The sequence below is a fragment of the Clostridium sp. MSTE9 genome (assembly GCF_000277625.1).
Taxonomy (GTDB): domain Bacteria; phylum Bacillota; class Clostridia; order Oscillospirales; family Acutalibacteraceae; genus Faecalispora; species Faecalispora jeddahensis.
In genome coordinates this window covers 1-15085 of sequence record NZ_AKFU01000047.1, presented here as the reverse complement: position 1 = coordinate 15085, position 15085 = coordinate 1, and the positions used below count along the sequence as shown (strand labels likewise).

Annotated in this window: 16 protein-coding genes; 12 read left to right on the top strand and 4 right to left on the bottom strand. The window is 55.6% G+C overall.

The genetic code is table 11. The features are described from left to right. Positions 1–10 precede the first annotated feature (10 nt). Genes HMPREF1141_RS13830 through HMPREF1141_RS13815 form a run of 4 tightly spaced genes read right to left on the bottom strand, consistent with a single transcriptional unit; the run spans position 11 to position 1505 of the window. A complete protein-coding gene (locus HMPREF1141_RS13830) occupies positions 11–433 on the bottom strand; it encodes a rhodanese-like domain-containing protein (protein WP_009065638.1) in 423 nt (140 codons plus the stop codon). Then, complete coding sequence (locus tag HMPREF1141_RS13825) at positions 430–723, bottom strand: metalloregulator ArsR/SmtB family transcription factor (protein ID WP_035317179.1); 294 nt, start codon at positions 721–723, stop codon at positions 430–432. Before HMPREF1141_RS13825 ends, HMPREF1141_RS13830 begins: the two co-directional genes overlap by 4 nt. Beyond that, positions 671–1303 carry a 4Fe-4S binding protein gene (locus HMPREF1141_RS13820; protein WP_009065546.1) on the bottom strand — a complete coding sequence of 211 codons (633 nt, stop codon included), beginning with the start codon at positions 1301–1303 and terminating at the stop codon, positions 671–673. Before HMPREF1141_RS13820 ends, HMPREF1141_RS13825 begins: the two co-directional genes overlap by 53 nt. Beyond that, positions 1278–1505 carry a 4Fe-4S dicluster domain-containing protein gene (locus tag HMPREF1141_RS13815; protein ID WP_009065630.1) on the bottom strand — a complete coding sequence of 76 codons (228 nt, stop codon included), beginning with the start codon at positions 1503–1505 and terminating at the stop codon, positions 1278–1280. Before HMPREF1141_RS13815 ends, HMPREF1141_RS13820 begins: the two co-directional genes overlap by 26 nt. A gap of 251 nt (positions 1506–1756) precedes the next feature. Between HMPREF1141_RS13815 and HMPREF1141_RS13810 the strand changes: the two genes are divergently transcribed. The 12 genes from HMPREF1141_RS13810 to HMPREF1141_RS13755 all read left to right on the top strand — a co-directional run bounded on the left by HMPREF1141_RS13810 (position 1757) and on the right by HMPREF1141_RS13755 (position 15023). Beyond that, positions 1757–2149, top strand: a complete 393-nt coding sequence (locus HMPREF1141_RS13810; RefSeq protein WP_035317176.1) for a DUF134 domain-containing protein — start codon at positions 1757–1759, stop codon at positions 2147–2149. Continuing rightward, positions 2127–2507, top strand: coding sequence for a NifB/NifX family molybdenum-iron cluster-binding protein (locus tag HMPREF1141_RS13805; RefSeq protein WP_009065660.1), 381 nt, complete (start codon positions 2127–2129; stop codon positions 2505–2507). Before HMPREF1141_RS13810 ends, HMPREF1141_RS13805 begins: the two co-directional genes overlap by 23 nt. A gap of 370 nt (positions 2508–2877) precedes the next feature. Continuing rightward, on the top strand, positions 2878–3741 hold the full coding sequence (locus tag HMPREF1141_RS13800) for a PfkB family carbohydrate kinase (protein ID WP_009065604.1): 864 nt from the start codon (positions 2878–2880) through the stop codon (positions 3739–3741). Between the two features lie 30 nt (positions 3742–3771). Further along, positions 3772–5841 carry a hydantoinase/oxoprolinase family protein gene (locus HMPREF1141_RS13795; RefSeq protein WP_009065670.1) on the top strand — a complete coding sequence of 690 codons (2070 nt, stop codon included), beginning with the start codon at positions 3772–3774 and terminating at the stop codon, positions 5839–5841. Then, entirely contained in the window at positions 5838–7583 is a 1746-nt protein-coding gene (locus tag HMPREF1141_RS13790; protein WP_009065743.1) for a hydantoinase B/oxoprolinase family protein, read from the top strand. The genes HMPREF1141_RS13795 and HMPREF1141_RS13790 overlap by 4 nt, the downstream gene beginning before the upstream one ends. A gap of 7 nt (positions 7584–7590) precedes the next feature. Further along, entirely contained in the window at positions 7591–8559 is a 969-nt protein-coding gene (locus tag HMPREF1141_RS13785) for an ABC transporter ATP-binding protein (RefSeq protein WP_009065648.1), read from the top strand. Between the two features lie 16 nt (positions 8560–8575). After that, on the top strand, positions 8576–9562 hold the full coding sequence (locus HMPREF1141_RS13780) for a dipeptide ABC transporter ATP-binding protein (RefSeq protein WP_009065574.1): 987 nt from the start codon (positions 8576–8578) through the stop codon (positions 9560–9562). After that, positions 9559–10518: an ABC transporter permease gene (locus tag HMPREF1141_RS13775; protein WP_009065693.1), complete on the top strand. Its 960-nt coding sequence runs from the start codon at positions 9559–9561 to the stop codon at positions 10516–10518. Before HMPREF1141_RS13780 ends, HMPREF1141_RS13775 begins: the two co-directional genes overlap by 4 nt. An 11-nt stretch (positions 10519–10529) precedes the next feature. Next, complete coding sequence (locus HMPREF1141_RS13770) at positions 10530–11363, top strand: ABC transporter permease (RefSeq protein WP_009065634.1); 834 nt, start codon at positions 10530–10532, stop codon at positions 11361–11363. A gap of 32 nt (positions 11364–11395) precedes the next feature. Then, positions 11396–13009: an ABC transporter substrate-binding protein gene (locus HMPREF1141_RS13765; protein ID WP_009065507.1), complete on the top strand. Its 1614-nt coding sequence runs from the start codon at positions 11396–11398 to the stop codon at positions 13007–13009. 158 nt (positions 13010–13167) lie between these two features. Next, positions 13168–14139, top strand: a complete 972-nt coding sequence (locus HMPREF1141_RS13760) for an SIS domain-containing protein (protein ID WP_009065759.1) — start codon at positions 13168–13170, stop codon at positions 14137–14139. A 176-nt stretch (positions 14140–14315) separates the two neighbouring features. Beyond that, the gene (locus tag HMPREF1141_RS13755) at positions 14316–15023 is read left to right on the top strand and encodes a GntR family transcriptional regulator (RefSeq protein ID WP_009065723.1); all 708 of its coding nucleotides are present in this window, start codon (positions 14316–14318) and stop codon (positions 15021–15023) included. The last annotated feature ends 62 nt before the right edge of the window (positions 15024–15085 follow it).

The window sequence follows — 15085 nt, the reverse complement described above, 5'->3', positions numbered from 1 at the left end:
CCTTACAGTGTTACTGCTGCTCGCTGCCGCTCACGGTTTCATACGGCCAATCGATGATTCCGCCGAAATCGTAAATCTGGGTATAGCCCATGTTTACCAGCTGATTGGCGGCCCCGGCACTGCGCCGTCCGCTGCGGCAGTAAACGAAAATAGGGATATCTTTATCCGGCAGCTTTTTCCCAGCCTCGGCAGAAATCTGGCTGTCGACGATCAAGGTCGCGCCGGGAATGTGCTGTTCCGAAAATTCTTCCTGTGTGCGAACATCCAGCAGGATAAAATCTTTGGTATCCTGCATCTTCTTTTTGGCCTCCCCGGCAGTGATCTTATGATACGCCGATTCCCCGTTCTTCTGCGCGCGGCTTCGCTCCCCCAGAAAGAAAATCGCAAGCAGCATTGCGCCGATGAGCAGGACAGCATAGATGACGACCCTCATTTTTCTTCTCCTTTGCAGTAATAGGCTTTCAGTACATCGATGACCTTTTCCACCCGTTCGTCTTCAATGCGGTAGGTAATACTCTGACCGCTCTTTGTAAAATCCAGAATTCCGTGCGCTCTCAGCAGGGCCAGATGCTGCGACAGCGCGGACTGTGTGATGTTGGGAATGCTCTCTGCAAGACGGCTGACCGTCTTAGGGCCTTCGATCAGCTGACATAAAATCAGCAGGCGGTTTTCATTGGCGAGCACCTTCAGCAGCTCCGCCAGTTTCTTCGCTTTCTCTTCCACTCAAAACGTCCTTTCTATGCCTGATTTGGCAGATTCCCTGCGTCATTGTGCCCATCGGACAGTAGACACACCAGGAACGCGGTTTAAATAAAAGCATGGTGAGAAGACCCAGTACGGTTGAGGTGAGCATCACACCGTAAAAGCCGAACGCGAACTGTGCCACGGCAGGGGGAACATACGAGGTATTCACCCAGTTCCACGGCAGACGGAACACCCACAGCAGTGTGACCGCCTGCTGCAGCGAGGCGCCCGAGAAAACCAGCCATGTGGAGTACAGCATCAGCCCGAACATTGTCATGAAAAAAGTCAGGAAACCGTATCGAAACCACTTGGAGCGCAAAAATTTTGGAGGAGCTTTTTTGCGGGAAAGGCCGAACCGCCAACCCAGCAGCTCAAACAGCTGTCCGCGCCCGCAATACTTGTTGCAGTACGCCTTGCTGCCCTGAAGCAGCGAGATCGCCAGCGGGAGAAAGAAACACAGCAGACCCAGCCACGCGAACAGAATATTGAAAATACCCAGAGTCAAATAGAGTGCGGAGAAAATCCACAGGTATTCATACCACGGCTTTTGTTTCTTCACAGGTCTCCTCCTTTTCGGTTATGACAATCACTGCGGCAGGACAGACCAGCGCACATTTTCCGCACCCTACGCACCGCAGCGAATTTATCTGCGCGCGGATCCCGTGCCAAACAGAGATCGCCCCCAGCGGGCAGGCCTTTACACAACAGCCACAGGCCACGCAGCCTGAAAGAACACGCGCCATTTTTCTGGTTTTTCCCATACGCACCACCAATCAGTATATTAGTAATTACTAATATACTGATTCTATGCTGTTTTGTCAAGTAAGTTTTCATTATCGATCCGTTGCAAGGTAGAGCGTGGCTTGTTCCCTTGCCTTTGGTGAGAGAAAAAATTGTCATTTTAGAATCAGCTTTCTTTCATTCTGTTTTTAATAATATATTGACATATGTCAAAAATAGAGTATGATGTAATTGACATATGCCGATAATATACTCGAGAGGAGACGATGCCATGCCAAGACCCCGAAAATGCAGGCGGGTATGTACGATGCCGCAGCAGAGAAGCTTTGGGCCGCTGGATGGGACTGAGAACGACATTCCACCCATTCTGCTGTCGATCGATGAGTTCGAGTGCATCCGGCTGATCGATCTGGCGGGAATGACGCAGGAGGAATGCGCCCGGCAGATGGGAGTAGCCCGAACGACGGCGCAGGCCATCTACGCCGGTGCGCGCGAAAAGCTGGCCGATTGTATCGTGAACGGAAAAAGGCTGCACATTGAGGGCGGCGACTATATTCTGTATGGCAGTGCATCGGCCTGTGGGTGCGGATGCTGCCACCAGAGGCGGCCGTGCGAAAAGAAAAATACAGGAGGGAAAGAACATGATTCTGGCAATGCCGTATGAAAGCGGAGAGGTATTTCAGCATTTTGGCAAGAGCAAGGAGTTTCAGCTGTATGAGATTGAGGACGGAAAAATCCTCGGGAGCCGTGTGATGTCGGCCGGAGAAAACGGGCACAGCGCGCTGGCCGATATGCTCGGCAAGCTGGGAGTGACCGTGCTGGTGTGCGGCGGAATCGGCGACGGGGCCAAGCAGGCGCTTGCACAATGGGGAATTCGGGTGCTGGCCGGAGTACAGGGTCCTGTGGAACAGGTGATGGAGGAGTACCTCGCCGGGCGGCTTTCCGCTTCTGCCGGTGCAACCTGCGACCATCATCATGAGGAAGGGCACTCTTGCCACGGCGGGGATTCCTGCTGTCACTGAGCAGCCCATACGCGGTGCAATATCATTTTTTGATTTTTTTATGATTCTCTATTTACAAATAAAAAAGCATGTGCTAATATAAGGATATATTAGTGCAAAGAAGTTTTAAAATAGTCAGCCGCAATTCAGCTGGCCGGTAAATCAGGATATTCGTTCGAAGGCGAACAAGAGCTATTTGCTTTTGTTCGCCTTTTTTTACAAATTTATCCATTTAAAATCTTTAGATTTGACGGCTCAGATTGATATTTTTATAAACTAGCTACAAAACAAATCAACGTTTTTTTAAAAATATATTGACATTCTATCATTTAATCACTAATATAAACTTATATTAGTGATTGGCGCGGAACAACAAAAGAGGAGGTAAAAAATGCTTCGAGTCATTGGGGTCGGCGATAACGTGTGCGACAAGTACCGACATCTCGGTCTGATGTTCCCAGGCGGGCAGGCACTGAATGTGACTGTTTACTGCCGGATGAAAGGCTGCGACGCGGCTTATCTGGGAGTGTTCGGAACGGATGCGGTCGCGGAGCATGTGATGAGAACGCTGACGCGCCTGCAGGTGGATTTTTCGCATTCCCGGCAGGCGGAGGGGGAGAACGGCTATGCAGTGATCGATCTGGTGGACGGCGACCGGGTATTTGTAACCAGCAACCGCGGCGGAGTGCTGAGGGAGCACCCAATTCAGCTGAATGAGGGGGATCTTGAGTACCTGGCCGGTTTTGATCTGATCCACACCAGCAACAACAGCTACATAGATTCCCAGCTGCCGGTGATGGCATCGCTGGGGCGGTTCGTTTCTTATGATTTTTCCGGCGCGTGGAGGGACCGGGAACGCACGCAGGGCATCTGCCGATGGGTAGACTGCGGTTTTCTGTCCTGCTCCGGTCTTATACAGGAGGAGGTTCAGGAGCAGCTTTCCGAAATCGTGCGCCTTGGCTGCGGGATTGCAGTAGCAACGATGGGCAGTGACGGCGCCATGGTGTGGGATGGCGAAAGCTTTTATCAGGCCAGAGCCAAACCCGTAGAGGTAATCGATACGCTCGGCGCGGGGGATTCGTTCGCGGCAGGATTTTTGATGGCCTACCTGACGGAAATCGTTCAGAAAAAGCTTCTAAAAGGCAGCGGCGCGTACCGGGAGAAGATGGAGCAGGTGCTTGCGGCGGCCTCAGAGCTTTCGGCAAAAACCTGCGGGCGCCCGGGCGCTTTTGGATTTGAAACCCAACTGGCATAAAAGTATAGATTTTTTCGAGAGGTGACAAAGATGGGATACATGATAGGCGTCGACGTTGGAGGAACCTTTACGGATTTTTCCGTATTTGATTCCGAAACGAAAAGACTGTTTCACTACAAGCACAGCTCTACCCCGGACGATCCGTCCCGCTCCATTGTCAGCGGAATCCACTACATACTGGAAAGCGAGGGGATTGACCCGGTCGCGGTGGAATACCTGGCGCACGGAACAACTGTAGCGACCAACGCGCTGATCGAAAAGCGCGGCGCGCGCATGGGCCTGATTACCACCAAGGGCTTTAAGGATTTGATGGAGATCGGCAATCAGAAACGGCCCTCCCTGTACGACCTGCTCAAGGAAAAACCCGAAAGCCTGATTCCCTCTGGACTGAAATGCGAGGTGGAGGAACGCCTGCTGCATGACGGTTCCGTGAAAATCCCCCTCAATGAGGAGGATGTGCGAAAGGCTGTCCGGTTCTTTCAGGAGCAGAATGTGACCACCATCGCCGTCTGCACGCTGTTTTCCTTTATTAACCCGGCGCACGAGCGGCGGATCAAGGAAATCATTCTGGAGGAGTACCCCGAGGCCTACGTTTCCATCTCCAGCGAGCTGGTCAGCGAGTTCCGCGAGTATTCGCGCATGAGCACCACGGTGCTCAACGCCTACCTTGGCCCGGTCATGAAGAAGTACGTTGAAAACTTCCAGAACAGTGTGCGGGAATCCGGGATCGCCGTGGCCCCTTATGTCACCCAGTCCAACGGCTCCATTATCTCCATCGCCGAAACGGTGGAATGCCCCATCAAAACCGCGGTGTCCGGCCCGAGCGCCGGTGTGGTGGGCGCAACCTACATCGGCCGCCAGTGCGGCATCGATAAAATCATTACGTTCGACATGGGCGGAACCAGCGCGGACATCAGCCTGATCAAAGACGGCAAGGCGCAGGTTTCGTATGAAAGAATGGTGGAGGGCTACCCCGCCCGCATCCCCATGATCGATATTATTACAGTCGGCGCGGGCGGCGGCTCGATTGCCGCCATCGATGAGGGCGGCGCGCTCAAGGTGGGCCCGCGCAGCGCGGGCGCAGTACCCGGCCCGGCATGCTACATGCGCGGCGGCGAAAACCCCACCGTTACCGATGCGAACATTCTGCTCGGCAAGCTGAACCGCCACAAGATTCTGGGCGGCCGCATGGATGTGGATTGGAACCTCGCTTACGACGCAATCCAGAAGAAGATTTCAGGGAAATCCTCTCTGAGCGTAGAGGACGCCGCGGCGGGCATTATTTCGGTCGTCAACTCCAACATGGTGCGCGCGATCCGCGTCGTTTCTGTTGAGCGCGGCTACGACGCCCGTGAATTTACGCTGATGGCCTTCGGCGGCGCGGGCCCCCTGCACGCCTGCGAGGTGGCCAGAGAGCTTGGCATCACTCAGGTTTTGCTTCCCCCCGCGCCGGGCACGCTCTGCTCGCTGGGGCTTTTGATGGCCGATACCCGGTTCGATCTGAGCCAGTCGTACATTATGATCGCCGCACCGCAGAATTTGTCGGAAATGAACCGTATCTTCTCGCAGCTCACCGAAGAGGGCGACAAAATGCTCGAAAACGAAGGCATTGCCAAAGAAGACCGCGCGTTTTTTTATTCGCTTGACTGCCGGTATGAACGCCAGAACTACGAAATCACGGTGGAGCTCCCCACGGGAGAAATCACCGAAGAGGTACTTTCGGGCTTGGTGGAGCAGTTCCATCAGGAGCATGAGCGTTCCTACGGCTATTACGATAAGAAAAAGAACATCCAAATGGTCAACTATCGCGTCGGCGCGGTCGGCACCATCGATAAGCCCGACCTGAGCGAGCACCCCGTGGAGGAAAATCCGCAGGTTCCAGCCCCGGTCGAGGTTCGCAAGGTCCGGTTCGAGGGCTCATCGGAGTATCTCGACACCAACATTTATCAGCGCACGCAGCTGCCCTGCGGCTGCACCGTCAGCGGCCCGGCGATCATTGAGCAGATGGATTCCACCTCCATTATCCCGCCCGGATGGCAGGCGTATAACGACCCGTTCCTGAATCTGATCGTCACTTATCATGGAGGTGAAACGGCATGAGCAAGCGTGTTGATGCAGTAACCGTAGAAATCATCGGCAATCTGCTGTTATCCATTGCAGAGGAAACCGGCATCGCGATCATCCGCAGTGCCTATTCCACCAACATCAAGGAGCGCCGCGATATTTCCACCGCGGTGTTCGACCCGGACGGAAATATGGTGGCGCAGGCCGAGCATGTCGCCATGCACCTTGGCTCCCTGCTGGGAATTGTACAGGAGGTTTACAAGCATTTCGACTGCTCCGACATTCAGGAGGGCGACATGTTCATCGGCAACGACCCGTACAACGGCGGCGGTACCCATCTGCCGGATATTACCGTTGTTGCGCCGGTGTTCCACAGCGGCAGGCTGATTGGCTGGGTGGCCAACCTGGCGCACCACAGCGACGTGGGCGGCAAGGTGCCGGGTTCTACCTCCGGCGACGCGGTCAGCATCTTTCAGGAGGGAACGAAGATTCCGCTCGTGCGCATTTGCAGCGGGGGCGAGGTCTGCAAGGACATCGTCAGCATCATCATGGCGAACAGCCGCATCCCGAACGAGCGATACGGCGATTTGCAGGCGCAGATCGCGGCGAACCGCGTGGGCCTGCGCCGCATGCTCGACGCTTACGACCGCTACGGCGACGTGCTGGTAGACAGCATGTATCAGCTGCAGGATTACGCTGAGCGCAAGCTTAAGGCGGGGATTGAGAAGCTGCCGGACGGCGTGTACCAATTTACCGATTATATGGATGACGCGGGTACTGCCTGCCCCGATCCACTGAAAATCTGCGTTACGATCACCATCGCGGGCAACAGCATGACGCTCAACTTCAACGGCACCGCAAAGCAGGTTCCCGGCCCGATCAACGTAACCTACAATGGCCTGCTGGCCACGGTGTTTTATTCGCTCAAGGCGCTGATTGACCCCACTGTTCCATCAAACGCGGGCATTTACCGCGCGTTTTCTGTGGAGTGCGAAAGCGGCCTGCTGGTCAACGCGGAAAACCCCGCGCCCGTGGGCGAGCGAATCGATACCTGCCAGCGCGTGGCCGATGTGATCTTCGGCGCTCTGGCTCCCGCCGTTCCCGACCGCGCGATCGCCTGCTGCAACAGCTCGGTGACCTCGGCGATTTTCTCCGGCGCGGACCAAAAGGACAAGGACCGCTTCTTCGTGTACCTGGAGGTAGTCGCGGGCGGCTCCGGAGCTAGCCGCGACGCGGACGGCCTTTCCGGTGTGCAGGTGCATATGACCAATACCTCAAACCTGCCGGTGGAGGCGCTCGAAATGGAGTTCCCGCTGGTTACCGTAAATAAATACGAGCTGCGACGCGACAGCGGCGGCGCGGGGCGCAACCGCGGCGGCCTCGGTATCGTCCGAGAATTCGAAATGATGTACGACGGCATCTCTTACACCGGTCTCGGTGACCGGCAGAAGATTCCGCCGTGGGGGCTGGAGGGCGGTCTTGCCGGCGAGGGCGGCGTTTACTATCTTGTCAAACCGGATGGAACCAGCACCCGCCTGCCCTCCAAATGCACCGACATCCCGCTCGAGCAGGGCGATGTGATCAGCGTGCAGACACCCGGCTCGGGCGGGTACGGCAACCCGCTGGAGCGCGCCCCCCTCCGCGTTCTGACCGATGTGATCGAGGGGAAGGTTTCCCCCGAAAAGGCGCAGGAGCTGTACAGCGTATGCGTTGTGAAAAACGGCAGCGGCTGGGCTGTAGACGAGGAGAAAACCAAAAGACTCAGAGAAAAGCGGTGATGTTTGGATGGCCGAACCCCTGTTGGATGTTCAGAACCTGGAAATGGTGTTTGAAAATAAATATCAGGCCTTTACCGCCGTGGATCACCTGAGCTTTTCGGTGGAAAAAGGCCAGACCTTGGGCATCGTGGGTGAAAGCGGCAGTGGAAAAACCATGGCGTCCCTTTCCGTGATGAAGCTGCTTCCCAATCAGGGCAGGGTATCCGGCGGAAAGATCCTGTTTGAGGGCAAAGACCTGGTGCCGCTGAAAGAAAAAGAAATGCAGAAGCTGCGCGGCAGGGAACTCGCGATGATCTTTCAGGACCCCATGATGTCGCTGGATCAGGTGTATACCGTGGGCAGCCAGATCGTAGAGGCGATTCTCACGCACGAGCCGGTGGGGAAGAAGCAGGCGGAAGAGCGTGCTCTTGAGCTGCTCACCGCTGTGGGGATCGCGCAGCCAGAAAGGGTGTTTCGCAGCTACCCGTTCGAGCTTTCGGGCGGCATGTGCCAGAGGGTGATGATCGCCATTGCCCTCTCGTGCAACCCAAAGCTCTTATTTGCCGACGAGCCCACCACTGCGCTCGATGTGACCGTGCAGGCGCAGATTCTCGACCTGCTGCGCAAGGTACGCGATGAATACCAGATGGGTATCGTTTTGATCACCCATGATCTCGGCGTGGTATCGGATATTGCCGACCGTGTTATCGTGATGTACGCGGGCAAATCTATGGAGGATGCGCCTACCGATGTGATCATGAATCACCCGGCCCACCCGTATACCATGGGACTGATTCAGTCGGCCCCGAAGCTTGAAGAGCAGGTGGAACGCCTGCACAGTATTGAAGGCGCAGTCCCCGATATTCGGAACATGCCGAAAGGCTGTCGCTTCTGTACCCGGTGTCCGCAGGCAAACGACCTGTGCCGCGAAACCGAGCCGCAGGTCAGAGAGATTGCACCGGGCCACTTTGTGCGGTGCCATTATGCGGGCAACTAGGAAAGGAGGATGCAGCTTGAATGAAGTATTATTGGATGTAAAAAACGTTTCAAAAACCTTTCCTGTCAAAGCCGGGCTGTTTTCTTCGGCGAAGGGTGTGGTACACGCCGTAGACAATGTCAGCTTTCAGATTCACCGCGGCGAGAGCTTCGGTTTGGTAGGGGAATCCGGGTGCGGAAAAAGCACTCTCTCCCGCACCTTGCTGCAGCTGGTTCCGGCAGATTCGGGCGAGATCTGTTTTAACGGCAACAACCTGGCGGCGCTCTCTAAAAAAGAGATGCGCGCCCAGCGCGAAAGCATGCGCATGGTGTTCCAGAAGCCGTTCGATTCGTTGAACCCCCGCCAGACGGTGCGGCAGATCATTTCGGCCCCGATGCAGGTTCACCGCAAGATGAGCCGGCAGGAAATGGATGCCGAAGTGATGAAGCTGATGGATCTCGTCGGCCTCTCCCGCGGCTATGTAGACCGCTACCCCCACGAGTTTTCGGGCGGGCAGCGGCAGCGCATCGGCATTGCCCGGGCGCTCGCGCTCCAGCCGCAGCTGATCGTCTGCGACGAGCCGGTCTCCGCGCTGGATGTTTCGATTCAGGCGCAGATTCTGAATCTGCTCAAAGACCTGCAAAAAGAATTTGGGCTGACGTACCTGTTCATTTCTCATAATCTGGCGGTCGTGAAGCACATGTCAGACCGCATCGCCGTGATGTACCTCGGTTCTCTGGTAGAGGTGGCGAACGGACCAGAGCTGTACCGGGCTGCGCGGCACCCGTACACGCAGGCACTGCTCTCCGCGATTCCAGACCCCGGCAGCGGACAGAAACGCCAGCGGATCATCCTTACCGGGGATATCCCCAGCCCGGTCAACCCGCCCGCGGGCTGCCGGTTCTGCACCAGGTGTCCCAATGTGATGGAACGCTGCAAAACCGAGCGCCCGGCGCTTCGCACCCTTGCGGATGGCGGGCAGGTCGCGTGTTTTCTGTATGAACAGGAGGGAGGAACGGCATGACGAAATTTATTGTGCGCCGAAGCGCGATTGCGGTGCTGCTCCTCTTCGTGGTTTCGAGTATCGTGTTTTTAACCGTTCATATGATGCCCGGTGACCCGGTGCTGCTGATGCTGGGCACCGATTCCAACCCCGATCCGCAGGCGGTGGAAGCGCTGCGCAGGGAGCTGGGGCTTGATCAGCCGATTCTGACGCAGTATGTGAACTGGATGCTCAATGCCCTGCAGGGGAATTTGGGAACGTCGTACAGCGAGCACGTTCCGGTGATGCAGTCCATTGGGTCGCGGCTGCCCCGCACACTGGAGCTTGCAGGCGTTTCGCTGCTGCTCGCGTGCATCATCGGTCTCCCTCTGGGCGTGCTTTCCGCTCTGCGGCGCGGCAAATTTTCCGATCTGGTGATGACGACCGGCGCTTCGCTCGGAACCTCCATTCCGGTTTACGTGCTTGGCTATCTTCTCATCATCCTGTTCTCCCTGAATGTGTTCGGGTGGAATATTCCCACATTGCCGTCGAGCGGCTATGTGAATTTCTCCAAGAGCCCTTCCGCACATTTTCAGCGATTGATCTTGCCTGCGGTGGCGCTGGCCCTTGGGCTGGCCGCCTCGATCATGCGCATGACCCGTTCCTCCATGCTCGATGCGCTCTCCGCCGAATCGGTGCGGGCGCTGCGGGCCAAGGGTCTGCCGGAGCACAACGTCATCATCCGCCATGTGATCCGCAACGCCTTTATCCCGGTGGTAACGGTGATCGGATTACAAATGGGCAACCTGATCGGCGGCACGGTGCTGTGCGAAACGGTGTTTAACTGGCCGGGACTCGCGACGCTTCTGGTCAAGGCCATCAACCAGAGGGATTATCCGCTGATTCAGGGCTGTATTCTAGTGATGTCTTCCGTCTTTATTTTGACCAATATGGTTGTCGACATCATCTACGGTGTGCTCGACCCCAGAGCGCGGTAGGGGGGAACAATATGGATTTTTTAAAACGAAGCATGAAAAACAAGAAATTTGTGTTCAGCATCGTCGTTCTGGTGCCGCTGGTATTTGTGATCCTGTTCGGCCCCCAGCTTGCGCCGAATGATCCGCTGACAATGAATACATCGTCTGCGCTGGCTCCTTCCTCGTCCCAGTATCCGCTGGGGACCGACGAGTACGGCCGCTGCATTCTTTCCCGTTTGCTGGTGGGGGTGCGGCCCTCCATGACGGTGGCGCTGTTCGGTACGTTGGGCGCGTTTGCCGCGGGGCTGCTGCTCGGCATCTTCGCCGGGTACCTCGGCGGCAAAATCGGCGGCGCGATCATGAGAGCGGTTGACGTGATCCTCTGCTTCCCGCCGATTCTGCTTGCGATGATGGTCGTGGGCCTGTGGGGAGCCGGGGTGCGCAACCTGACCGTGGTGGTGGCGATTCTGTATACGCCCCACTTTACCCGAATTGCCTACTCCTCCACCATCAAGGTGCGAAAGATGGAGTTTGTGGAAAATGAAATTTCCATCGGCGCGACTTTGAACCGTGTGTTGTTCGGTACAATTTTTCCCAACATTTTTTCTCCGCTGGTCATTCAGATCAGCCTGACCGTCTCGAGCGCGATTCTGCTGGAATCCGGCCTGAGCTTTCTCGGCCTTGGCGTACAGCCGCCCGACCCCTCCTGGGGGCAGATGATCGGCGACGCGAGGAATTTCCTTTCAGTAGATGTGATGTATACGGTGTGGCCGTCGCTGTTTTTGAGCTTGACGATTCTGGCCACGAACCTGATGGGCGACGCGCTGCGAGATATTCTCGATCCCAAGCTGAGGGACAGCTTTTAATTATGAATCAGAGGATAAAAGGAGGAAAACAAATGAAAACAATCTGCAGGCGAATCCTGTCTGTGTCGCTGGCGGCCGTAATGGCGCTCACCGCACTGTCAGGATGCTCGGGAAACAATTCCAATTCGTCCGGGGCGGCGTCCAGCACGCCGGAATCTTCGGCGCAGAGCCAGGTCAGCAAAAAGGATGAGCTCGTTGTGGCCATCAGCTCAGACGTTTCCACGCTCGAGCCCATGGTGCAGTCCGGCCAGGCGATCCGGCTGATCAAAACGTGCCTCTACCGCGGCCTGATGGCTTACCAGGCCGACGGGAAAATCGGCACGGAAATCGCGGATTCGTATGAGATCGGCGACGACAACAAGACGTATACCTTTAAAATCAAGCAGAACGCCAAGTTCCACGACGGCAGCGACATCACCGCCGAGGACGTCAAGTTCTCTCTGGAGCGTATTTTAGATGAGTCCGTCGGCGCGACCTTCCGCTCCGATTTTGCGAACGTGCTCGACAAAGTTGAGGCGGTGGACACCAAGACCGTCAAGATCACCCTCAAGGAGCCCTGCGCTCCGTTCATCGATTACCTCACCCTGCCCGAGTCGGTGATCGTGTCGAAAGCGTGGTGCGAGAGCCACAAGAACGACCTGAACGCCAACCCGATGGGCAGCGGCCCCTACACGTTTACCTCATGGGATAAGGGCCGTGAGATCGTTCTCACCGCGTTCTCGGATTTCTACAAGCCCGGCAAGCCCGAAACCAAAAGCATCCGCTTTGTCATCACGCCCGATGCCACGACCAGAGCCAACGCTCTGCAGACCGGCGATGCAGACCTGATCGACTATGTGGCGGCCAAGGACATTACCGCGATGGAGAAGGACGACAACTACAAGGTCTATGTCTCTGAGGCTCCGTTCATGTGCCTGCAGTTCAACGTCAAGAGCGGCCCGCTGGCCAACCCCAAGGTTCGTCAGGCGATCGCTTATGCGGTTGACCGTCAGGGCGTCATCAACACCGCCTTTATGGGCCGCGGTACCCAGATCTTCGGCTTCCCCACCCAGAAGGGGGAGAACGGCTACGACGGCAAGTACGACAGCTACTTCAGCTTCGATCAGGAAAAGGCCAAGGCCCTGCTGAAAGAGGCCGGCTATCCCGACGGCTTTAAGATCAAGATTCTGTCCAGCTCTACCTACGACATGCACAAGCAGACCGCCATTGTGGTGCAGGACAGCCTGAAGAAGATCGGCATCGACGCCGAGGTGGAGCTACCCGACTGGTCTACCCGCATCGAGCGCTCCAACAAGGGCGATTATGAGATCCTCGTTTCCGGTACCGCCGGCAACATCGTCGATATGGATTGGACGACCAACTATTTTGAAAGCGGCGAGCCCCGAATGAACAGCTCTGCGTGGTTCTCTGATGCGGAGATCGACAGCCTGCTGAAAGAAGGGCGCACCACCATCGACGCGGCCAAGCGCGAAGAGATTTACGACAAGCTGAGAAAGCGCGTGCTCGATCTGTCGCCGTTCGTATTCATCAATTACCGCGAACAGGCATTTGCCAGCTCGAATAAGGTAGAGGGCTTTGTCAATCTGCCGGGCGTTGTCACCTACAATTCCGGCCTGACACTGGAAGATACTTATGTAACCGAGTAAGGCGTATGGATTCGTTCGTCGTGTTTTCCCCGCTCTCGGTGGGGAAAACACCCGAACCTAAAAAGTCATTGTTAATAAAAATGGTAGGAACTTGTGCACCGGCCGGGCCTGTTTTTCGGCGGGCTTGGTTCGGTGCGCAACAATGAGAGGAGATTTTTATGGAGATCAAGGAAATCATCGCGGACATCAAGGGGAAAATGGAGTCGTCCGGTGGTTTGAAAAAGGTGTATTTTGTCGCATGCGGCGGCTCGCAGGCAGCGATTTATCCTGCGAAATATCTGATGGAGTGTGAAGCCAAAAATATCGGAACCGGCATCTTCAACAGCAACGAGTTTGTTTACGCAACGCCCGAATCGGTAGATGACCGCTGCGTCTGCGTGATCTGCTCGCTGAAGGCCACAGCCGAAACCGTGGAAGCGGTCAAAATAGCGAATGCAAAAGGCGCTTACACCATCGCAATGACCGGGTTTCCCGACACCGCCATGGCCCAGACCGGCAAGTACGCGGTCGTCTATTCCAACGGGGATGACCAGGTCTATTCCGAGGCGAATCAGGCGCTGGCCTTAAAGCTTGTGTTTGAGATTCTGTATCAGTTTGAGGGCTATGCCCACTATGATGCGGCAATGCAGGCTTATGGAAAGATCGATTCGATCGTTGCTGAGGCAAAAGAGAGCATGCTGCCCGCCGCAAAGGCTTTTGGGGAGCGGTACAAGGACGAAGAAATTTTTTACGTGATGGGCAGCGGTCCGCTCACGGGCACAGCCTACACCATGGCATGCTGCCATTTGATGGAGATGCAGTGCCGCCACGCGGTGATGCTGCACAGCGGGGAGTATTTCCACGGCCCGTTTGAAACGACGGATCAGCGCTTGCCGATCATTCTGCTGATGAGCACGGGAAAAACACGTTTTCTGGATGAGAGGGTGCTGAAATTCCTGAAAACCTACTCAGAAAACTACACGGTCATCGACGCGGCAGACACCGGACTTTCTCAGATTGACAGCAGTGTTTCGGAGTATTTCAATTCTGCCGTCATGATTCCGCTCGAGCGCTTCTTCGTTTTGCAGATGGCGGAAATCCGCGGGCGTTCCATGGACGACCGCCGCTACATGTGGAAGGTGGAATATTGATTTTTCCTGCTTTGCTTGGCTGTTAAACAGGCAAATTGCCTCAGTTGTACTTGAATATTCCTGTTCCATGAAGTACACTAAAAAGGTAGATATGGGATTGGGAGCGAATTTGTTTCGCACTTTGATCCCTTCAATACAAATCGGCCAGAGCCGGCTTGCATAGGGAGAGATTCAGAATGTTGAAATCCAAGGCGATCACACCCTTGTATCAACAGTTGATGGATAAGCTGAAAGATCAGATCGGTGGCGGATACTATCAGCCCGGGGACCAATTGCCTTCTGAAGTGGATATGGCCAAACAGAACGACGTGAGCGTGATTACTGCCCGCAAGGCGGTAAACGAGCTGGCCGCTCTTGGTTTTGTTGAGAAAAAGCAGGGGAAAGGCACCTTTGTGGCGGTTCCGAAATATTGGAGGGATTACCGCAGAATCATGGGGTTTTCGGAATCCTGCCGGATGGCGGGGCTGACCGCGGGCAGCCGGCTGCTGGAGCATAAGCTGGTTGTGCCGTCGGATAAGATCGTGCAGTCTCTTGGCTTGCCTGCCGGGTCGCAGACGGTGTTTATTTCGCGCCTGCGGTTTGTCAATTTGGAACCCATGGCGATTGAAAACAGCTATTTCTCGTTGAAATACGCGTTTTTGCTGGAAGAATCGCTGGACGGCTCCTTGTTTGAGGTGCTCAGAGAGCGTGCGAACGTGGTCGTAGCAAAATCGCAAAAGCAGATTGAAATCTGCCGCGCCACTTCTTCGGAGGGCAAGCTGCTGAACATCAGCAAAAATGATCCGCTCCTTTTGGTAAAGAGCACAGCCTATGTCGAAACTGGCGAGCCGGTTTATGTCTGCTCGCAGATCATTAACGGAGAACGATTTACGCTGTATCTGTAAAGAACATACTGTGAAATGAGCTTCTTCCGTTGTAAAAAAAGAGAGAGAAAAAGGGATGCGCA